The organism is Fibrivirga algicola (assembly GCF_011742925.1).
Taxonomy (GTDB): Bacteria; Bacteroidota; Bacteroidia; order Cytophagales; family Spirosomataceae; genus Fibrella; species Fibrella algicola.
Window position 1 is genome coordinate 627,193 of record NZ_WAEL01000003.1, and the last position, 20,236, is coordinate 647,428.

General features: G+C 53.8%; 14 protein-coding genes. 3 read left to right on the forward strand and 11 right to left on the reverse strand.

Features of this window, described 5'->3' with window-relative positions; translation table 11 throughout:
• Positions 1 to 47 precede the first annotated feature (47 nt).
• The 5 genes from F7231_RS11050 to F7231_RS11070 form a co-directional block, all read right to left on the reverse strand.
• The gene (locus F7231_RS11050; RefSeq protein ID WP_166691926.1) at positions 48 to 3,305 is read right to left on the reverse strand and encodes a WD40/YVTN/BNR-like repeat-containing protein; all 3,258 of its coding nucleotides are present in this window, start codon (positions 3,303 to 3,305) and stop codon (positions 48 to 50) included.
• A gap of 52 nt (positions 3,306 to 3,357) precedes the next feature.
• Positions 3,358 to 3,852 carry a heme-degrading domain-containing protein gene (locus F7231_RS11055; RefSeq protein ID WP_085411098.1) on the reverse strand — a complete coding sequence of 165 codons (495 nt, stop codon included), beginning with the start codon at positions 3,850 to 3,852 and terminating at the stop codon, positions 3,358 to 3,360.
• Between the two features lie 72 nt (positions 3,853 to 3,924).
• Positions 3,925 to 4,635 carry an MBL fold metallo-hydrolase gene (locus tag F7231_RS11060; RefSeq protein ID WP_166691927.1) on the reverse strand — a complete coding sequence of 237 codons (711 nt, stop codon included), beginning with the start codon at positions 4,633 to 4,635 and terminating at the stop codon, positions 3,925 to 3,927.
• A 15-nt stretch (positions 4,636 to 4,650) separates the two neighbouring features.
• On the reverse strand, positions 4,651 to 6,897 hold the full coding sequence (locus tag F7231_RS27725; RefSeq protein WP_166691928.1) for a PAS domain-containing sensor histidine kinase: 2,247 nt from the start codon (positions 6,895 to 6,897) through the stop codon (positions 4,651 to 4,653).
• 629 nt (positions 6,898 to 7,526) lie between these two features.
• The gene (locus F7231_RS11070; RefSeq protein WP_310589307.1) at positions 7,527 to 9,761 is read right to left on the reverse strand and encodes a PAS domain-containing sensor histidine kinase; all 2,235 of its coding nucleotides are present in this window, start codon (positions 9,759 to 9,761) and stop codon (positions 7,527 to 7,529) included.
• A 575-nt stretch (positions 9,762 to 10,336) separates the two neighbouring features.
• Between F7231_RS11070 and F7231_RS11075 the strand changes: the two genes are divergently transcribed.
• Positions 10,337 to 11,257, forward strand: coding sequence for a pirin family protein (locus tag F7231_RS11075; RefSeq protein WP_085411101.1), 921 nt, complete (start codon positions 10,337 to 10,339; stop codon positions 11,255 to 11,257).
• A 347-nt stretch (positions 11,258 to 11,604) separates the two neighbouring features.
• On the opposite strand, the gene F7231_RS11080 is transcribed toward F7231_RS11075, so the two are convergent.
• Positions 11,605 to 12,123 (reverse strand): heme-degrading domain-containing protein, encoded by a 519-nt coding sequence (locus F7231_RS11080; RefSeq protein WP_166691929.1) that lies wholly within the window; start codon positions 12,121 to 12,123, stop codon positions 11,605 to 11,607.
• Positions 12,124 to 12,249: 126 nt separating this feature from the next.
• Positions 12,250 to 13,728, reverse strand: coding sequence for a flavin-containing monooxygenase (locus F7231_RS11085; RefSeq protein WP_166691930.1), 1,479 nt, complete (start codon positions 13,726 to 13,728; stop codon positions 12,250 to 12,252).
• A gap of 139 nt (positions 13,729 to 13,867) precedes the next feature.
• Between F7231_RS11085 and F7231_RS11090 the strand changes: the two genes are divergently transcribed.
• Together F7231_RS11090 and F7231_RS11095 are read left to right on the forward strand one after the other, a co-directional pair.
• A complete protein-coding gene (locus F7231_RS11090) occupies positions 13,868 to 14,569 on the forward strand; it encodes a hypothetical protein (RefSeq protein ID WP_166691931.1) in 702 nt (233 codons plus the stop codon).
• A gap of 63 nt (positions 14,570 to 14,632) precedes the next feature.
• On the forward strand, positions 14,633 to 15,154 hold the full coding sequence (locus tag F7231_RS11095) for a leucine-rich repeat domain-containing protein (protein WP_166691932.1): 522 nt from the start codon (positions 14,633 to 14,635) through the stop codon (positions 15,152 to 15,154).
• A 37-nt stretch (positions 15,155 to 15,191) separates the two neighbouring features.
• Here F7231_RS11095 and F7231_RS11100 read toward each other — a convergent pair whose 3' ends face one another.
• The 4 genes from F7231_RS11100 to F7231_RS11115 all read right to left on the reverse strand — a co-directional run bounded on the left by F7231_RS11100 (position 15,192) and on the right by F7231_RS11115 (position 20,232).
• On the reverse strand, positions 15,192 to 16,304 hold the full coding sequence (locus tag F7231_RS11100; protein WP_166691933.1) for a glycoside hydrolase family 88/105 protein: 1,113 nt from the start codon (positions 16,302 to 16,304) through the stop codon (positions 15,192 to 15,194).
• A gap of 158 nt (positions 16,305 to 16,462) precedes the next feature.
• A complete protein-coding gene (locus F7231_RS11105; protein ID WP_166691934.1) occupies positions 16,463 to 17,455 on the reverse strand; it encodes a glycoside hydrolase family 43 protein in 993 nt (330 codons plus the stop codon).
• A gap of 66 nt (positions 17,456 to 17,521) precedes the next feature.
• Positions 17,522 to 18,340, reverse strand: coding sequence for a glycoside hydrolase family 16 protein (locus F7231_RS11110; RefSeq protein ID WP_166691935.1), 819 nt, complete (start codon positions 18,338 to 18,340; stop codon positions 17,522 to 17,524).
• A gap of 173 nt (positions 18,341 to 18,513) precedes the next feature.
• A complete protein-coding gene (locus tag F7231_RS11115) occupies positions 18,514 to 20,232 on the reverse strand; it encodes a RagB/SusD family nutrient uptake outer membrane protein (RefSeq protein WP_166691936.1) in 1,719 nt (572 codons plus the stop codon).
• Positions 20,233 to 20,236: the final 4 nt, after the last annotated feature.

Below are 20,236 nucleotides of genomic sequence, written 5' to 3' on the forward strand. Positions count from 1 at the left end.
CGCTCCCTCACCGGGAGCGCTTGTTGCGTATCTCAGCCTGTTCAGGCTTACTGCTTCGGTACGATAGCCGCCACATCAGGTACGGTGATCTTCTCGATCTGTTGCTGGCGACACTGATTGTTGAAGTTGGCGATATCGGTGCTGATCAGCTTGTTCATTGCTGACTTGAGCGGTTGCCAGAGCGCATTCAACTCAGCCAGGCGTTCTTGCTGACCAGCCGTGACGTAAGGCGTACTCACGTCTACTTCACCTTTCAGAAAGATGTAATCGGCGCTCAGCTTGTTTTCGAAATTGATCACGTCATCGTTCGACTGCGACTTGGGCTGAATCACTTTTTCTTCCCACAGCTTGATCTTTTTGGCGACCACCCGACCCGAGTCGGCCAGGGCTTTCAGGTTCGGCTTGTCGTCGATCAGGTCGATCAGGTCGATCAGGTCATTGAGCTGTTTCTGGGCCTGCCGCATCCGATTAACGCCCTGATGAATCTCCTTTACCCCGTCTTCGATACCGATCAGCGTTTTTTGCTGCTGCTCATAGTCGGCGGCGGTGTAGTTGAGTCGTGGATCGGCCACGATGGTGAACGGCACCGTTTTTACCTGCTTACCCAATTTCAGCTTTGCCAGGTACGTGCCGGGCGGCATCTTGCGGCCTTTGTAACTGCCCTCGATAAACACCTTTTCGATAGCTGGCAGCGTTTCGGCGCGCATGTCCCACACAAAGCGGTTCAGACCCGGCCGAACGGTTAACGTAGGATCAGCCGAAGGGCCACCCGGAAACGTGACAAACTTCTTGTCTTTCTTGCTGCTGAAACGGCGGATAAGCGTTCCCTGCTCGGTTAGCACGTCCATCGTCAGCGTGGCGCTCGTGTCGGTTTTGGCGGGCAGTTGGTAGTACAGCACGACACCTGTGGCGGGGTTGGTCCCCGAAAATCCGTTGCGACCGAGACCACCACTGGCATTATCCTCGTCGTCATCCTCCACCACTTTGTCCAGCGCGCTGCTGCCTGATACCCGGTACGTATTGGCAGGTTTGTAGAGTAGCAGGCTGTCTTTACTGGCCGTAGCGCTGAACTGCCGGACAGGCTCCAGATCGTCCAGAATCCAGAACGAGCGGCCAGCCGTAGCGGCAATCAGATCGCCCTGGTGCACCTTCAGATCGGTGACCGGGCTAACGGGCAGGTTGAGCTGCATGGGCTGCCAGTTACTGCCTCCATTGTAGGATACATACACCCCCGTTTCGGTACCGGCATACAACAGGCTTTTACGCTCGGGGTCTTCTCTGACAGTGCGCGTGAAGGCCCCGTAGGGGATGCCCGTCACGATTTTAGTCCAGGTTTTACCATAATCGGTGGTTTTGTAGATCGCCGGGGCGAAGTCGTTAACCTTGTAACGCGTGGTGGCGATATAAGCCGTTGCTTTGTCGTGGGGCGATACCTCGATGGAGTTGATCAGTGTTTCAGGCAAACCGGCGGGCGTTACGTTGGTCCAGGTAGCGCCACCGTCGCGGGTAAGGTGCACCAGGCCGTCGTCACTACCGGTCCAGATTACGCCTTTTTCGGCGGGCGATTCGAGCACATAAGTAAGGGTGCCATAATTCTCGCCACCCGCGCCTTCGTTGGTGTACGGTGCTCCGCCCCAGCCGAGTTTGGTCGAGTCATTGCGGGTCAGGTCAGGCGACACTACCGTCCAGCTTTTGCCGAGGTCGGTGGTTTTAAACAGTCGGTTGCCGGCATGGTAAAACGCCTTCGGTTCGTGCTTCGACCAGATAATCGGCGCGTTCCAGTTGAACCGGTACTTCATGGTTTTGGCCTGCAACGCCTGGTACTGAATCGGCGACACCATGATGGGTTTACCCTCGTGCGTTTGCTGGTCGAGCACCTCGATCGTGCCCTGGTAGCTGCCACCCATCACGTAGCGCGGGTTGTCGGGGTTGAAGGCCAGAAACGCACTTTCGCCCCCCGCCGAGGCTTCCCAGTCTTTGTCGGAAATACCGCTGCCATTAGTAGACCGGCTGCTGATCATCACCGACGTGTTGTCCTGCTGACCGCCGTAAATACGGTACGGAAAGTGATTGTCAGCGTTGATCCGGTAAAACTGGGCCGTGGGCTGGTTATTCTCCGACGACCATGATTTACCGCCGTTGAACGACACCGCTCCGCCCCCGTCGTTGCTCAGGAACAGGTTTTTGTTGTTTTTCGGATTGATCCAGAGGTTGTGGTGGTCGCCATGTGAACCAGAAATAGTGGAGAACGTCTTGCCGCCATCGATCGATTTCAGCACCGACGTGTTTAGCACATATACCGTATTCTCGTCGACCGGATCGGCGAAGATTTCGATGTAATACCAGGCCCGCTGAATGGTGCGGTGGTCTTTGCTCACCCGGGTCCAGCTTTTACCTGCATCGTCGGAGAGGAAAACGCCGCCTTTATCGGCCTTCGAATCCGATTCAATCACGGCAAATACCCGGTTTGGATTGGCTTTAGAGACCGAAATACCCATTTTGCCCAGCTCTTTGGGTAAGCCCTTTTCCAATTTAGTCCAGGTTTCGCCCGCATCCGTCGATTTGTAGAGGCCGCTGCCTTTGCCGCCACTCTGCACCTGCCACGGCAGGCGGCGGTGCTCCCACATCGAAGCATACAGAATGCGCGGGTTGGTCATGTCCATGCTCAGGTCGTTGCAGCCCGTGTTTTCATCCACAAACAGCACCTTCTTCCACGACTTACCGCCATCGGTAGTTTTGTAGATACCCCGATCAGCCGACGGCCCATGCAACGCACCCTGTGCGGCTACAAACGCTACATCGGGGTTTTGCGGGTGCACCCGAACGGCGGCAATGTGGCGGGTCAGGTCGAGGCCGAGGTGCTGCCAGGTTTTACCGGCATCGGTCGATTTGTACACGCCATCGCCGTAGGAGGTCATCACACCACGCGGCGCATGTTCACCCATGCCTACGTACACCACGGCCGGGTCTGACTCGCAAATGCCAATTGCCCCCACCGACGAGGTTTTGAACTGCCCATCGGAGACATTTTTCCAGGTCATCCCGGCATCCTCAGTCTTCCAGACACCCCCCCCAACAGTACCCATGTAATAGAGCTGCGGGTCGCTGGTAACGCCAGAGCCAGCCACCGAACGACCACCCCGAAACGGACCGATGTTCCGCCACTTTACTGGTTTCAGGTACGTGTCGATACTCATTGGACTATCGACAGCAGAGATCGAGACGGGCCTGGCTGTTTTGGAGACCTGTGCCAGCAGAGGCGTTGAAAACAGCACGGCACACAGAAAAAGTAGGGGTTTTTGCATAGGGGGTCTGTTGGTGAATTGATGTCAGCTAAGATAGGTGAAATCGGGGGCGCTACGCTAACGCCAGGTCAGTCAGCGGCCGACCAAGCCAGTCAGCCAGCACCGCCACGATGACGCTGTGATCGTCGCGCTGGGGCAGGCCCGAGATGGTGATGGTGCCGATAAACGTACCCCGCAACCGAATAGGAAAACTGCCGCCATGCGTGGCGTAATTCCGTAAATCAAGCCCTATTTTTTCCTGAAGGGTAGCCTTTTTTTGTGTCAGTTCAAGGCCCATCGCGTAGGAACTGCGGTGAAAGTGCAGCACTGTATTCCGTTTGCGACGTACCCAATCGATGTTGTCGGGCGTCGTGCCGGGCATGGCGTAGAAAAATAGCGGCTGGCCAACCAGTTGAATGTCGATGGCCACGGCATTGCCCCGCTTTTCCACGGCCTGTTTCAGCAACGTACCCAGTTGCCAGGCCGTATCGGCAGTAAAGGTGTCGAACTGTAAGTGTGCTTCCTGCAACGCAAGCTGCGTCAGGTCCCGATCGATTGATGCATCCATGCCGTAAACTTAATCTCAGTTACGGATTGGGCCTACATCACCCGACAACCACAACACATCGAAACAGGTACGTTACTGGTACCGCCGAAACGCGGCCTTCAGCTTTTCATTGGCACCGGCAGTCAGTAGTCGACCGTGCCCAAACACGGCTTTATCGAACCGCTGCTCTGCTACGGCCAGAATACTGCGGGTTGCCAGGGCGCGATCCTCATACACTGTGCTGAAGTCAATTCCGGCCACGTTGGCGCACAGGTCGCCGGCAATCAGAACGCTTTCCTGCTGAACCAACAGCGCCATGTGGCCGCGACTATGGCCCGGCGTGTGCAACACCTGAAGGCCGCCCGCAAGGGGCAGTAGCTCCTTATCAATCAAGCGCCGATCGACGGTAACGGGGTCGATCGCGTTTCCGCCCGATTTGATGAATAGAGTATAAATCAGCCAGTTGATGAGGCCGGGCGAGCAATAGATAGGCGCTTCGCCCGCCACTCCCTTTTCAAGAAGTGGAGCTTCCTGCTCATGCGCCCACACCGGAATGCCCAGTTCCTGCTGAATGGCCGCTACACTACCCGCATGGTCTGGATGAGCGTGTGTCAGCATAATGCGTTTGATCGCCGCCGGGTCTTCGCCCCCTTTTCGTAGCGCCGAGAAGATGGCGTCGACACTGCCTGCATAACCGGTATCAACCAGCGTGAGCCCGTTGAGGTCATCCTTAATAACAAATACATTGACGCCCCCCAGACTGATCTGGTAAAGTGATGCCGTTATCTGCTGCATGCGCGCCATGACGTCAGGAACAGATTAGTAGTCCGTGGGCAGATACACGGTAAATGCAGCGCCCGCCCCCGGCTGGCTCTGCACCATGATCTGACCATGATGATTCTCAACTACTTTCTTCACCACCGCCAGCCCAATGCCCGTTCCAGTGTATTTACTGCGTCCATGAAGACGATGGAAAAGCTCGAAAATACGCTCCTGGTAGACCTCGTCAAACCCAATACCCTGATCGGCAACGCGTATACTTATCCAGCGGCGGCTAGCCGTGTTATGAATAGGCTGCGGAAGTTGGTCAGCCCTAAATAATGTGGCCGTGATACGTACCTGAGGAGCCAGGCCTGGCCTGGTAAACTTAAGTGCATTGGCAATCAGGTTCTGGAGCAGCTGCCCAAGCTGAGTCTTGTCGCCAGGAATTGTAGGCAACTCATCACCGTCAACCGTGACCACAGCGGCTGTATCCTGAACGGTTGTCTCCAGATCATCAAGCGTTTCCCGAAGCAGGTTTTGGAGCGAGACCGGCTGTAGCGATGCTTCCAGCGTGGTTAAGCGCGAATACTCGAGCAGGTCTTTTACCAGCGTTTGCATCCGTATCGCCGCATTCTGCATCCGCTGGAGTAGATCCAGACCTGTGTCGTTGAGCGCACCCGCGTGCTGTTTCATCAGCAGATCGCCAAACGAATAAATTTTGCGCAGGGGTTCCTGCAAATCGTGCGAGGCTACGTAGGCAAACTGTTGCAGGTAGTCGTTCGAGCGAATTAGCGCAGCATTGTTTGCTTCGAGTTGCTGCTGATAAGCCCGTAACGGAGTAATATCGGTGGTGATCATGAGTACGCCCGATTGAAATGGCGTAATCGCATAATCGTAAGTGATGCCAAACTGCGGGTAATCGACCGAATGGTAAATGGGCTGATCCGTGCTGACAACAGACTCCAGTGCCTTAAACAGATCTCGTTCCCGGGTGGCCGGAAACAGTGTCAACATCGTTTGCTGCTGTATGTCCTCGTGCATAAAGTCACGACCCAAAAAACGGGCAAATAGGGTTTGTGTAGCCGGGTTCGCCAGCTTAACCCGAAAATCAGCGATCTGTCCGTCTTCACTATAAATCGGGTTCAGCACCAGAATACTGCTGGCTGAGCTGTTGAGCACTTCCGCCGTCAATTCAGCCTGGTGCTTCAACTCCAGTTGAGCACGCTTGAACGGAGAGATGTCCAGGGTTGTGAGCACAAACCCGTTGTCATGCGCCACAGCCGTACAGTCGAACCAGGTTGTTTGCGAATCGGTTTTGTGCTCCATTTCGAAGCGGTCGCTTTTACCTGATTCAACCACAGCGACGTACCGATCGAACGTACCATTTGCCTGCAACTGTGGATAGAGATCGAGCATTCGTCGGCCAACCATAGAAGGATAGGGCCGGAAGGCACGGTAGGCCTCGAGTTCGTTACCTGTCCCGGTCATGAAGTCGATGATCCGGCCGGTCGGGTCGCGAATGGTTTCATAGTATCGAACTGCCGCCGGTGAACTTTTCATAACGCTTGTCAGCAGCGAAGCCGTTTGCTGCCCAGTCGTTACGTCCTGAAACGAAATCAGCATCCCATCGCCATATTTTATGACCGATATATCAAGCCAGAGATTCAGTTTCGGCAGAAAGACCAGTTGCGTATAAGCCACACCGGAAGTCACCACAGCCACATACTGGCGGAAGAACGCATCTTCCTTCATGTTTGAGTAGCGCTGGCTAACGGGCTTGGTCAGCATAACCTCGCGAGTATAGCCAACGGCATCAGCCCCAAACTGATTGCAGAGAATAGCCTGAAAGTCAACGATCTCCCCAGCCTCATCCCGTATGGCCCGAAACACAATGAGGCCGGTGGGCATCGTTTCAACAATATCGGCCAGCGCCAGGTGCTTCTCTTGACCGGCCAGTAGTTCCAGCGTCAATACCACTTGCGTATCATCGATACGCAGCAGTTCACAGGCATAGGTGCAAACCAGGCTCATTGGCTGGTAAGGCTGATCGAGCTGAAACTGACAGGGTGACGGTTGATTGAGCGCTTGCCTAAGCTGCGTGGTTAGCGCTGGCAGGTTGAACGGAGCAGGTAGTTGGTCGAGCAAAGCCCCGACGGGGAGCGTAGACAATCCTTTTTCCGGATCATGAACAGTTCCTTGTCTGACGCTAAACTGCAACTCGGGCTGCTGGCTGACATTGAGTACCAGCGTGGCTTTTCGGACTGCATCAGGCCGAAAACTATCAGGCGAAAAAAGACGGTTCACAATACGTTGGAAAGCAAGGCAAGTTACATGATTATAGTCGTATATTATATTAAATTCATTTACTAAAAATAACTAGTAAAAAGTATACATGCCCCGCCAGTAAGTGGTATTTGATTGCCGCGAATGCTGGCTTAGTTACGGCGGATAAGAGCTGGTTATCAGCACACTTGTATCAGTTCGCACACGGCTTCATTCCAAATCAGTCCATCTAAAACAGCTTACTCTCCTGATCGTCTTACTCCTTGCTCGGGCCGTTTAGGAACAATCGACACGACCAGTTATCAGGGCGACATCGACTAGGATAGATAGCTATTCGCGATGGTGAGTTTCCGGATCGAAACTACCTGGCCGCTGTCGCCCAGAATCAGGCCCGATATGTTCACCGCCGACCGTTGACAACCGCGCCACGGTAAGCTTCTAGTTCGATGTGGGTTCATTTGATCTCCGCCTAACGCGAGAGGCCATTCTGAAACGGCCGAAACTGATAGCCGGCCGCTTCGGCTGGATTCTGTTTGAAGGCAAAGTCGTGGAAATCGATTACGATAAATGACGTGCAGCACCGTATTCCATTTGCGACGTACCCAATCGATGCTGTCGGGCGTGGTGCCGGGCATGGCGTCAGGAACGAATCAGTAGTCCATGGGCAGATACACGGTAAATGCAGCACCCGCCCCCGGCTGGCTCTGCACCGTAATCTGACCATGATGGTTCTCAACTACTTTCTTCACTACCGCCAGCCCAATGCCCGTACCCATGTACTGACTGCGGCCATGTAACCGGTGGAAGAGCTCGAAAATACGCTCCTGGTAGACCTCGTCGAACCCAATACCCTGGTCGGCAATGCGCAGGCTTATCCAGCGGCGCATGAGTTTGTTCTGAACCGGCTGCGGCAGCCGATCGGCCGTCAGCAGTTCGGCGGTGATACGTACCTGCGGCAACTGGTTAGGCGCGGTAAACTTGATGGCGTTGGCTACCAGATTTTGCACCAGCTGCCTGAGTTGGGTCTTATCGCCGGGAACAGTCGGCAAGGAATGGCAGTCCACCGCAACAGTCGCCTGTTTATCCCGAATCGTTGTCTCCAGATCGGCCAGTACATCCTGAATAACACCTTGCATCGATACCGACTGAAAAGGAGACTGCTGGGTGGTCAGGCGGGAGTAGTCGAGCAGGTCCTTCACCAGCGTCTGCATGCGCAGGGCAGCGTTCTGCATACGCTGTAGCAAGTCCTGCCCGGTAGTGTCGAGGGAGTTGGCGTGGTGTTTCAATAACAGGTCACCAAACGAATAAATCTTGCGTAACGGCTCCTGCAAATCATGCGAGGCTACGTACGCGAACTGCTGCAAATACTCGTTTGACCGGCTCAGCGCGGCATTATTCGCTTCCAGTTTTTGCTGATACGCACGCAAGGGTGTGATGTCCGTGGTAATCATCAGCACCCCCGTCTGAAACGGCGTAAGGGCATAATCATAGGCCACAGCCAACGTCGAGTAGTCAACCGAATGGTAGATGGGCTTTTTGGTGGTAATAACTGCTTTCAGGGCCGTAAACACATCCCGGTTCCGGCTGGCTGGAAAAAGCGTGAGCAACGTTTGATTCTGAATCAGCTCATGATCGAACGTATGCCCAACAAAAGGAGTGAATAACGTTTGCGTAGCCGGGTTAGCCAGGCTAATTCGAAAGTCATGGATTTCGGCGGCATCATTGTACATGGGCTCAAGCACCACAATACTACTCGCCGAACTGTTGAGGACTCCGGTCAGCAAAGCAGCCTGGCGCTCCTGCGCCAATTGGGCCTGTTTCGTCGGAGTAATATCCAGTACAGTAATCACAAAGCCCTTTCCATGGGGTACCGCCGTACAGTCGAACCAGGTAAACTGTGTTTCCAGTTGGTAAAACATCTCAAAATGAGCGCTCTCCCCCGTTTCCACTACGGTCACATAGCGATCAAAGGTACCGTCACCTTTCAGATGCGGGTATATATCCAGTAGAGTCCGGCCCACAGCCGATGGATGTGGCCGGTACGACTCGTATATCGACAGTTCATTGCCCGTACTGGTCATGAAGTCAACGATCTGGCCTGTTGAATCACGAATGGTTTCATAATACCGAACCGCCGCCGGTGAACTTCGCATGACGCTGGCCAGCATGGAAGCTGTTTGCTGGCCAGCGGTAACATCCTGGAACGAGACCAGCAACCCATCCCCGTAGGTCGATACCGACACGTCGAGCCAACTATCACGCGTGGGCAAATGCATCAACTGGTGTAGCCCTACGCCGGACACAGCAACAGCTATATACTGATGAAAAAACACATTATCGTGGACCTTTTCGTATCGCTCGCTGACAGGCTTACTCAAAATAAGCTCCCGCGACTGCCCCAAAATATGGGCAGCCAACTCATTACAAAGTGTAGCTTGAAAATCGATGATTGCCCCACTTCCATCACATATCGGCTGGAGTATGATCAGACCGGTGGCCATCTTTTCCAATACATCGTCGAGCAACACGGCCTTTTCCTGCTCAAGACGTTCCAGCGAAAGCACCAGCACTGCTTCGTCGATTCGCATAGCCTGACAGGTGTAGGTATCATCCGAGATAGGGTACGCAAGCCGGAACGAAGCAGGTTCACCGTGCGCAAGCACCTGATGGAGCTGCCCGGCTAATTCGGCCGAACTGAAGGGTAGCGGTAGTTGATCCAGCACAGCGCCCGTCAGTGAATGCGGTATCCCCTCAACCAGTTCCGAGCCGGTCACATTCGCCTGCCTGACTCGAAAATGAGCCGCGGGCGCCTGCTTAAATTCCAGCACCAGCATGGCTTTACCAGGGCTCAGCTGGAGGGTATCAGTCGAGGAAAGGTTATTCACAATAGTTGAGGCTGGTCGGAGAAGGTCGACCAAAACGAATTAACGAAGTTAAATATAAGGGTAAATTCAACTACTGCCTAGTCAGGAAATGCTCACAGCGCGTAAGCTAGTTTCCGTCTTTTTATATTCAAGTAGTTATTACCGCTGGAATAAGTCGGCTACTAATCGGCCAACAGACCGCTAATTCAGACAAACAAGCCTTAACCAAGGTCACCAAAATCGAACGACAAAGTTACAAGGCTTTGAAAAACACATTATTAACTTCCAATTAAGTTACCACGTGCCTAGCAATCAGCCTTGTTCTGACCGTGGGTGGTATCAACCTTAAATCAGCTATGCAGAGCGAAATGGCAGCCTACATCGGCTCACACTAACGTTTGCGCATCTGGATTATTCCGGCTCGTAGTTGCCCGTTCATTCATTCCTGAGCGGCGACGGAAAGCTTTCGAACCGAGGCAATCGGTAACCAGCAACAGTGGTGAACGTACCCAGCTGCCAGACTGTTCCGGCCATGAGGCCGTACGCTTCGCTGACGTGCTTCAGGTAATTCGACACGACCAACTACTTGTCTCCTTATGCTCGATCTTGTTATCACGGCCCGGTCTGCGTCTATCGGTAATGGTTTCAATGTGAACCGGATTCTACCGTACCGACTTCGGCGGATGCTGGGGCCCTTTATTTTCATGGATCACGCCGGCCCCGTCAGCAAAACACCCGCCGAACTGGTGCAGATGGATGTGTTGCCGCACCCGCACATTGGCCTCTCTACGGTGAGCTATCTCTTCGACGGCCAGGTAACACACCGCGATAGCCTGGGCGTGCAGCAGATCATTCGACCGGGCGAGGTGAACTGGATGACGGCAGGGCGCGGGATTGCCCACTCCGAACGGTTCGAAGACCCGACCCTGCTGGCGGCGACGGCCTTCGAAATGGTACAAACCTGGGTAGCCCTGCCCGAATCGGCCGAAGAAAACGCACCGACATTTACCAACTACCAACCCGACGCGCTGCCCATTTTCACGGACACGGGTGTCTGGATGCGGCTGATTGCGGGTGATGCTTACGGTCTGACCAACAGCGTGGCTACCCATTCACCGCTATTCTACGCCCATGTGGTACTGGAAGCCGGCGCCCGCTTTGGCCCGCCAACGGGTTTCCCCGAGCGGGGGGCGTACATTGCCAAAGGCAGCGTGGAGGTGAACGGGCACACCTATGGCGCGGGCCAGTTGCTGGTGTTCAGCAACGGCATCGACCCGGTGCTGATCGCCAAAGAGCCCAGCACGCTCATGTTGCTGGGCGGTGAACCGCTGGGCGAACGCTTCATCTGGTGGAACTTCGTATCGTCGAGCCGCGAGCGCATCGAGCAGGCTAAAGCCGACTGGCAGGCGGGTCGTATTCCCTTGCCGCCCAACGACAACGCCGAATTTGTCCCCCTCCCGCCCGACGACAATTCCCGCCCCGCCAGCTCGAATCCCCAGCCACAGGCGTTGTCGTAGGTAATTACCTATCATCCATATCGTATCGTGGATGAACGGACACGTTGTGTCTTATCCGCAGTGAGTGGCAATGCGGTTAAGACACAACGCATCCCAATTGAATTGCCATCCTGACAACATCAGGCAACTTGATGCAGGAACGTTGCTCTGATCTTTCGTAGAAAGCAATCTGGCCCGGGTGTAGCCAATACTTAATAGAAGGTATGATTTAGGCCAGAGCAGTGCGCCGGTGCGGCCCTATCAACAGGTATCACTCGCCATGAGCGAGCGACCGACAGACTGGTCATTATGCAGTGCAGTCACTACTTGACGAGCTAAAAACGACGCAGAGCCTGCTAATCACAAGCTTAATCATCCATGTCCTCGGCGGGGGGCAGTGCCAGTTCGTGTAGCGGCTGGTTGAGCCAACTGGCCAGCACCTCCACAATGATGCCGTGGTCTTCGCGCATGGGTACGCCCGAAATGGTGATGGCACCGATACAGGCTGAGCCGCGAAGCCGGATTGGAAAACCACCGCCAGCGGCTGCATGGTCGCGCAAGGCTAGTCCCGCCTGGTCGGTCAATGTCGTCTGCTTTTTCTTCAGTCGCAGTCGAACGGCATATGAGCTTTGCTGGAACCGCTCCACCACATTTCGTTTCCGTCGAATCCAGTCGATGTTGTCGGGTGTGGTGCCGGGCATGGCGTAGAAAAACAGCGGATGGCCAAACAGCTGAATCTCAATGGCCACGGCTTTATCCCGTGCCTCTACGGCTTCTTTCAGCAACGTACCCAGCTGCCAGGCGGTATCGGCGTTGAAGGAATCAAACTGAAGCTGTTCTTCCTGAAGCGCCAGCAGCGCCAGATCGGTATCGATTGTTTCGTTCATAGAGCAACCCTATATAAGAGCGGGAGTTAACGTTCCCGGATGGCAAAGCCGACAAAAGTTCCTTTTTACCATGTTGTATGAGAAGGGGCATAGCGATTGCTTTCGCTTGATGCTTCGCTTACCTCATCAGGAAACTTTGCGCTGGAACGTCAGTACGCCATCGGCGATGCGGCCGAAGCGGGTAGCCAGCATGTCGGCGAGGTAGTTCTGGTATACGCGCCAGGGTCGTTTAGCCCCTTGCTTGGGTAGCACGCTGGCGGCCCGTTGTATGTAGCTGGAGTTCAGGTTCAGAAACGGCTCTTCCGACACCATAGCCTGTTTGGCCGGTTTCACCACGTCATACTGATGACGATCCATGTAATTCAGCAGCTTGCAGATGTAATTGGCAGTCAGGTCTACTTTCAAGGTCCACGACGCGTTGGTATAGCCGAAGGCATAGGCCAGGTTAGGTACGTCGCTGACCATCATGCCTTTGTAGATCATGGCATCCTGCGGCTGCATGAGTTGTTCGTTCACCTTGATTTGGGTTCCGCCCATGAGCCGGATCGTCAGGCCGGTCGCCAGCACGATGATGTCTGCTTCCAGCACCTCTCCCGATGCAAGGACAATGCCTGTTTCGGTAAACTGCCTGATCTCATCGGTCACCACCGATGCTTTTCCATTGCTGATACTCGTGAACAGGTCGCCGTCGGGCACCACACAGAGCCGTTGATCCCAGGGGTTATAAGTCGGGTTGAAGTGTTTGTCGACCGGGAAGCCGGGGGGTAGCTGTCGGGCAGCGGCTTTCATGATGAGCGACTTGGCCTGGCGGGGAAACTGCTTCGCCAGCGCAAACGAGGCCATGCTCATGGTCAGATTCATCCAGCGCGTGAAGCGGTAGGCCCATTGGTTAGGTAGTATTTTCTTCAGGGCCGCGAACACGCCGTTGCGGTTAGGCAGATTCATCACGTAGGTGGGCGACCGTTGCAGCATGGTCACGTGGGCAGCGCCACGGTCGGCCATAGCTGGCACCAGCGTAACAGCCGTGGCTCCACTGCCAACCACAACTACTTTTTTACCCCGATAATCGAGGTCGTCGGGCCAAAACTGCGGAATAACCAGCGGACCATTGAAGCGTTCTTCGCCGGGAAAATGCGGCCGATGAGCCTGCTCATAACTGTAGTAGCCGCTACAAACGCTCAGAAACCGGCATTGAATTTCAGCGTTTTCGCCTTTATGCTGCACTAATACTGTCCAGAGCCGGTCCTTGTCCGACCAATTGGCTTCAAGCACGTGATGACCGAACCGGATATGCTTGTCGATCCCGTTTTCAGTCACGGTTTCGGTCAGGTACGTTAGAATGGTCGCTCCATCCGACAGCGACTGTGGATTCTGCCAGGGTTTGAACCGGTATCCAAATGTAAACATGTCGGAGTCGGAGCGGATACCGGGGTAGCGAAACAGCGACCAGGTACCCCCTATCGTTTCCCGGCCTTCAAGAATGGCAAACTGCTTAGTCGGACATTTCTTCTGCAACCAGTAAGCTACGCCAATACCAGAAATGCCCGCCCCAATAATGAGCACATCGAGCGGAGAGTGATCGGGGAGTGATGATACAGCGGCCATGAAACGGAGGGTTTATCAATGGGCACAAAGCTAGGCCATGTACCACTCTGATGCGTCACCAAACCGCCGTTGATTTAGCAAAAGCGCATAAGGCGATTTGTCTAGTTAAGGCGTATATTCAGCCTTGCAAAACAGACCGATGAGCAGCCGCGTAGCTTACAATACAGACTTTGTAGAATTCACAAAGAGCGTAGCCTGGTTTACCAAATCTTCTGACAAACCAGAGTTTCTACGTGCTGAAGTCGAATTTCCGCTAACCGAGCGGTTTAAACATACGTTTCCGGTACTTTCTTCACTCATCAAGAAAGCCAGATTAGTAAACCTGACCATAAATAGCCAACCATACAGATTATTTTCCTGGACAAACAAGTACGAAGTGAGTTGTGGCTGGCTAACTAAAATTGAGGCATTATCTGACCACCCCTACGACCTTATCGATGAACACAAACTTCTGTTAAGCGAAATTGGCGGAATTCAGGAATCATACAATCAACCAGAGCCTAGCCTATGTAACAATCAGAATTTCCTGTTTATCGAATCTCAATGTACTAAAGGCCTTAGTGGATGGGAAGCCTATTATAGAGAGATGTGTGCAGAATCTGGCTATCCAGAAATTAATTATAGCGAACTCATATGTTTTGTTCAGGAAGTTAATGGCAACCTTACACTATACGATCCTGACACAAAGAAGGTGACGCTATTTGCCCCCGACCATTGTTTCGACAATGTTGAATTTATGAAAAATCAACCGGAGTACACGTTTCATACAATAAACGGCATAACCACTTTCACAGACTACGTAGAGGCGTTAGCCGAAGAGTGGATAAACGAGATAAACTAATCTATTTAAAATCCACATACGCATTAGGTCGTCTATAACCCGTATCAAATACTCACAGCTCAAATGAAATCAATCGCTTTTCTGGTATTATTTTTCACTGCCACAGCAGCTTTAGGTCAGCACTCAATGGTCGATACATTAATCAACCTTCAGGCATTGAAACTTAAGACAATTCCAGATTCCGTATTCAGTAAGTTAGAAACGCGTAGTTTGAATCTCGGCCCTGGAAACGTAGTTATCTACCCACCATTAAGTGCAGTTGCCGACAGCGCAAATGAGTTAAAAGAGCTTCCAGAAAAGATAGCTAAGCTAACAAAATTAAGAAGCCTTTATCTTTCGTTTAACCAGCTAAAATCGTTACCTGTTTCCATTACCCGACTTAACGATCTAGCCATCTTAGATATATCATTCAATGAAGAACTGGATATAGCAAAAGAAATAGACAAATTAAAGCGACTACCAAGTCTTAGAGCCCTTTATATGATTGGCACTAAAAACGTATTGACTAATATCGATTTTATAAAGAAGTCGCTCAGACCTGAAGTAGAGGTGATTGCGTCACTCGATGAGTTAATGCAAAAGTGATGGTTAGCACTGAGTCCAACACCCACCAACAGCAGGTCTACTTCAAAAATCGGTGCAACTCGCTACCAGCCAGCAGGAACGCGCCGACGCCGAAATTGGTGGTAGAGTTGGCATTCACGACCTGACCGGGAATGGCTTTTTCGCCGATGGGCTGCACGTAGCCGATTTTTCCACTGGGTTGTAAGGCTACTGTCGACAGGTACGTCCAGCCTTTCAGGGCGGCGGGCAGGTACGTTCGCTTCTTCAGATAACCGTTGTTAATGCCCCACAGCAGGCCGTAGGTGAAGAACGCGGTGCCGCTGGTTTCGGGGCCGGGCGCAAATGCCGGGTCAAGGAGGCTGCGGGTCCAGTAGCCATCGGGTTGTTGCGCGATGATGATGGCGTCGGCCATGCGTTTGTATTTTTCGATGTACTCAGCCCGGTGCGGGTCGTTTTTCGGCAGATCGTTCAGCACTTTCGCCAGTCCGGCGAATACCCAGCCATCGCCGCGTGACCAGAAATCTTTACCCCCGTTGCCGCTTTTGTGCTTCGGGTAAACATATTTGGCGTCGCGATAATACAGCCCGGTTTCCTGGTCGTACATGATGCTGTTGGCGTAGGTAAAGTACTCGTGCAACTTGTCGAGGTACTGTTTGTTGCCGGTCAGTTTGTAGAGCTTGGTCATCACCGGCATCACCATGTACAGCCCGTCGGCCCACCACCAATAGTCGTTTTTTGGCGTGCTCATCTGATATTCCATCACCTCGCGGGCGCGGGCAATTTTTATCGGGTCAGGACTGAGATTATACAGGTCGATGTAAGTCTGGAAGCAGATCTGATAATCGCCGAAGAGAACGTACTCATTGGTTTCGCCGTAGCTGTATTTCCATTTCGTTTTATCGGTCTCTTTGGCCCCCATCCACTGGTTATGCTCGGCCCAGGCTTCGGAATAGCGGCGGTAGGCGTCGTTTTTGGTCAGGAAATATAACTCCATGTTGCCGGTATGGTAAGCGGCATTGTCCCAAAACGCGCGGCCGTGGGTTGGGTACGTTGCCTGCCAGTAGTCGTTGGCTTTCTGAACGGCGCTGAGCACGTCGGCTGCCGCCGGTTTCTTCTGTGCAACAAGCGCGGTGCTGATCAGGAGGAAGAGAAGGGTAGTATGTAGTTTCATGGGTTAGAGGCGGGTTACTGCGTTGTAGGTGGCTTTTTTGCTCTAGGCCCTTCGACTAGGCGTCCCCGACAGGCTCAGGGTGAGATTGTCGGGGACGCCTAGTCGAAGGGCACGTAGCGCGAAGCAATACAGTATTGCGCGAAAGCAACGCATAACTTCTACTTTTTCCAGAAGGCCAGATTCCACTCGTCCACCCAGTCAACAACGGGCTGGTTGTTTTCGAATTTGATCGGGAGCCATAAGTAGCGGCTGTCTTTCAGGTCTTTCGGATTCCAGCGGTCGGCCATGAAAATGAAAGCGTCTTTCTTGCCCGGCACCGGTAAAATATAGGTCGACTGCCCGTCGAAGGTTTTGTCGGCCATCGGCCCGCGCATGGGGTCACCCACCAGTTTCCAGGGTCCGAATAGCGACGTGGCTACGTGCAGACTGGCCTGATTGGGCGCCCAGCCCGTGCAGCCGCTTGTGATGAGGTAGTATTGCTTGTCTTTCTTAAATATGGCCGGTGCCTCGCGGTGATTGCTGAACAGGAGCGTATCCTCCGTGGTAGCGCCGAGGTAATCGTCGGTTAGTTTAGTGATGCGCAGGTCGTAGTTTTCACGGGCCGAGTAAATGTGGTAGGCAGAACCGTCGTCATCGACGTACAAGGTCATGTCGCGCGACATGTGGCCGTTGGGCCGGAAACTGTTCAGGTACGTGTATGGACCGGTCACCTTGTCGCTGACGGCCACGCCGGCACGAGCCGCCTTATAGCCCTGACGGGGTAGTTCGAGGTGAAACCACATGACGTACTTTTTCGTCTTCGGATTGTAGATCACCTTGGGCCGCTCCATCAGACCACCCACGGCAATCTCGCTCTGCGGATCGGTCGATTTGGCGAGCGCCATGCCCTCGGCTTTCCAGTTGTGTAGGTCTTTCGATGAATACACCGAAATGCCCTGCGAGGCCGACTGGCCCCGGTTTTCGCCAAACCAGTAATACGTGCCTTTGTCGAACAGTAGCCCGCCACCGTGGGCGTTGATGAGTTCGCCTTTATCATCGTACCAGCGTTCGCCGGGTCTGAATGAAGTCGTCGGTTTCATTTCCGGCGCTTGTGCCACACAGACATTCGCCCAGATGACCAGTGCCGCCAGGATGCATTGAATACGTTTCATAAACGTGGATGTTTGATGGTTTTCAGGTTGATGACGCGTGGCAAGCAATAACGCAACGTACCCAGCTTACTTCTGATACACGCGGACGTAGTCTACTTCGAAGCGATTGGGGAATTTAGTGGTTGATACGTCGCCACCATTCTGCCCCCCCATAGCCAGATTCAGCAGTATATAATGCGGTTGCCGGAATGGGTTTTTCCCCGATCCGTCTCCGTTTATAGTTTCGGTGAGCAGTACTTCATTTAGCAACTGATCGTCTACGTATAAACGGATGGCCGTTTGGTCCCAATCCATGCGCCAAACGTGAAATTTGGTCGACCAGGCCGGGTCGTTGAACGACGCCATTGGCTTTTTAGTAGTGCTCCACTTCGCCGTGTACTTTTTCGACGTACCCCAGGCGACGTTTGCCAGCAGCATGCTCCTGTAATATTCCATGATATCGATCTCGCCGTTGGAAGGCCACTCACCCGCTACGCCGAGCGTCCAGAAGGCGGGCCACAGGCCGGGTCTGGTATCAATGCGGGCCCGCATCTCGAAGCGGCCATACTGCCAACTGTGCAGCCCATTCGTTTGCAGGCTCGACGCTGAATACTCGATGGTCGGGCGGTTGGTTTTCCAGTTTCGGCTATCGGGCTGGTAGTTCGGATTGGGGCGATTCTCTTTTCGGCCTTCAATGATCAACAAGCCGTTTTCGCAGCGAGCGTTGTCGGGCTGATACCATTGCAGTTCATTGTTCCGGACAAACCCCCGCTCGAACGTCCAGTTCTTCGGATCGGGCGGCCCGTCCGTATTGAACTCATCGGACCAGACCAGTTTCCAGTCGGTTGCCTGACTGTAGCCGATCTGGCTCAACAGCAAGAAAGTGAATAAGAATAGCCGTTTCACGAGGATTCAGTAATGGGGTTTCAGGGATGTAAGCTGTTTGTTGCTTGGGTTTACCCCCAACCCGCAACGGCGGACCGCCCTGAAGGGGGCTAAAGCTCCGCGACTTAGCAAGCAGCGCAGTAGCCCCCTTCAGGGCGGTCCGCCGTTGCGGGTTGGGGGCAAGGGGGCAACAACTACCAGCCTGGATTCTGGCGCATAGCTGGTGCCTTGCGTACTTCTGAATCGGGGATCGGCAACAGATACATTTCAGGGCGGAAATTGTGCTGACGAATCGAGTTGACTACTTCGTAGGTGTAGGTCGTACCTGATCTTACAATCCGGATCCGCTTGTTGAAGCCGTTGTTGACCACCATCGCCGTTTTCCAGCGACGAATATCGTTCCAGCGGTGATCTTCAAACGCCAGTTCAATACGGCGCTCCGTACGAACCACCTCACGCATTTCCTCTTTGGTCATGTTGGCTTTCAGACCGTAGAGGTTGTCAGCACCCGGCAGAATACCCGCCCGGCTCCGCAATTCGATCAGCTTGGGGTAGGCCAATGCTGTTTGGCCAGCTTCGTTGATCGCCTCGGCGTAGTTCAGCAAGATTTCTGCGTAGCGAAGCAGCGGCCAGCCCCGGTTGGTGTTGAAGCTGCTGTTGGCCGAAATATTCACGTCACACATTTTCCGGCTGTAATACCCCGTTGTCTGACCAGCCGACGTAAACCCGTCGGTCGGGGCATTTTCGTAGGTAAACACGGGCGACAGCGCGTTGGCCGAAGGCAGGTAGTACGGCGACTCATTGTAAATGATGCTGTAGCCAAACCGTGGGTCACGGTTCAGGTACGGATTCTTCGGGTCGTAGCCCGAAGTGGGGTCGGTAATGGGTTTACCGTTGCGCATCGGGAAGGCCTCGGCCAGGTTATGCGTCGGCATGGCGTTGTTGGCTCCCCCACGCGACGCCGGATTGTAAAACCCTTCCATGTCACGGTTAGCACCCCTGTTCTGGAAAATGATATACTCGGAGTTGACCCGCTTCAGAAATACTTGCGAAAAGCCATAACCCGGTGCCGTAGTGTTATCCACGTTTAGCGAATACGTACCTGTGTTGATCACCGCTTGCGCGGCATCAGCTGCCTTTTGCCAGAGCGAGGCATCATAGGTCGGCGTGCTTACGATCTTGGCCAGTTCAGCATCGGTCGTTTCAGCGCCCCCGTTGAAGAGCGGGCTGGCCGCCTGTAACAGAATCCGCGATTTCAGGGCCAGACAGGCACCTTTCGTAACGCGGCCGTAGTTTTGCTCCGAATAGTCGGTCGCGGCTGGCAGTTGCGCGGCTGCGGCGTCGAGTTCAGTGGTCAGGTACGTTACACACTCCGCATACGAGTTGCGGGGCTGGTTGATAAAGTCTTCGATATCAAATACTTTATCGCCAATCAGCGGCACACCGCCGAAACTGATCAGCAGCCAGTCGTAGTACCAGGCCCGCAGGAAACGGGCCTCAGCCGCCATGCGTGCCTTAAGCGGAGCCGACAGTGGCGTAGAAGGCAGCTTTTCGAGCAGCAGATTCACGCGCCGGATGTTGTTGTAGGGCGTCGACCAGAACTCGAAAAACGGAAAGTTGGTCGGGCTAACGGTGCCGCTATACAGCACTACTGCTTTCTGGCCGGTACCCGAGAATTTGTATTCGGCATCGTCGGTCGCCTCCTCGGTGTTACCGTGCGAATCCCAGCGGCCTTTGACAAAGCTAAAGCCGATATCGCTATAGATCCGCGACAGGAACGCCATAGTACGGGTGCTGTCGGTGAAGACGAGTTCTTCGGTCAGCGCGCTCGTTTTGGGCTCCAGAAAGTCGTCAGACTGCTGGCAGGCCACCGAGGCGGTGAGGAGGAAAAGTATGATTAGTATCTTTTTCATAGTC

What these genes read in the sequence shown, in the direction of transcription:
- F7231_RS11050 (WP_166691926.1), bottom strand. Translation starts at nt 3,305, where the DNA reads ATGCAAAAACCCCTACTTTTTCTGTGTGCCGTGCTGTTTTCAACGCCT.
- F7231_RS11055 (WP_085411098.1), bottom strand. Translation starts at nt 3,852, where the DNA reads ATGGATGCATCAATCGATCGGGACCTGACGCAGCTTGCGTTGCAGGAA.
- F7231_RS11060 (WP_166691927.1), bottom strand. Translation starts at nt 4,635, where the DNA reads ATGGCGCGCATGCAGCAGATAACGGCATCACTTTACCAGATCAGTCTG.
- F7231_RS11075 (WP_085411101.1), top strand. Translation starts at nt 10,337, where the DNA reads ATGCTCGATCTTGTTATCACGGCCCGGTCTGCGTCTATCGGTAATGGT.
- F7231_RS11080 (WP_166691929.1), bottom strand. Translation starts at nt 12,123, where the DNA reads ATGAACGAAACAATCGATACCGATCTGGCGCTGCTGGCGCTTCAGGAA.
- F7231_RS11085 (WP_166691930.1), bottom strand. Translation starts at nt 13,728, where the DNA reads ATGGCCGCTGTATCATCACTCCCCGATCACTCTCCGCTCGATGTGCTC.
- F7231_RS11090 (WP_166691931.1), top strand. Translation starts at nt 13,868, where the DNA reads ATGAGCAGCCGCGTAGCTTACAATACAGACTTTGTAGAATTCACAAAG.
- F7231_RS11095 (WP_166691932.1), top strand. Translation starts at nt 14,633, where the DNA reads ATGAAATCAATCGCTTTTCTGGTATTATTTTTCACTGCCACAGCAGCT.
- F7231_RS11100 (WP_166691933.1), bottom strand. Translation starts at nt 16,304, where the DNA reads ATGAAACTACATACTACCCTTCTCTTCCTCCTGATCAGCACCGCGCTT.
- F7231_RS11105 (WP_166691934.1), bottom strand. Translation starts at nt 17,455, where the DNA reads ATGAAACGTATTCAATGCATCCTGGCGGCACTGGTCATCTGGGCGAAT.
- F7231_RS11115 (WP_166691936.1), bottom strand. Translation starts at nt 20,232, where the DNA reads ATGAAAAAGATACTAATCATACTTTTCCTCCTCACCGCCTCGGTGGCC.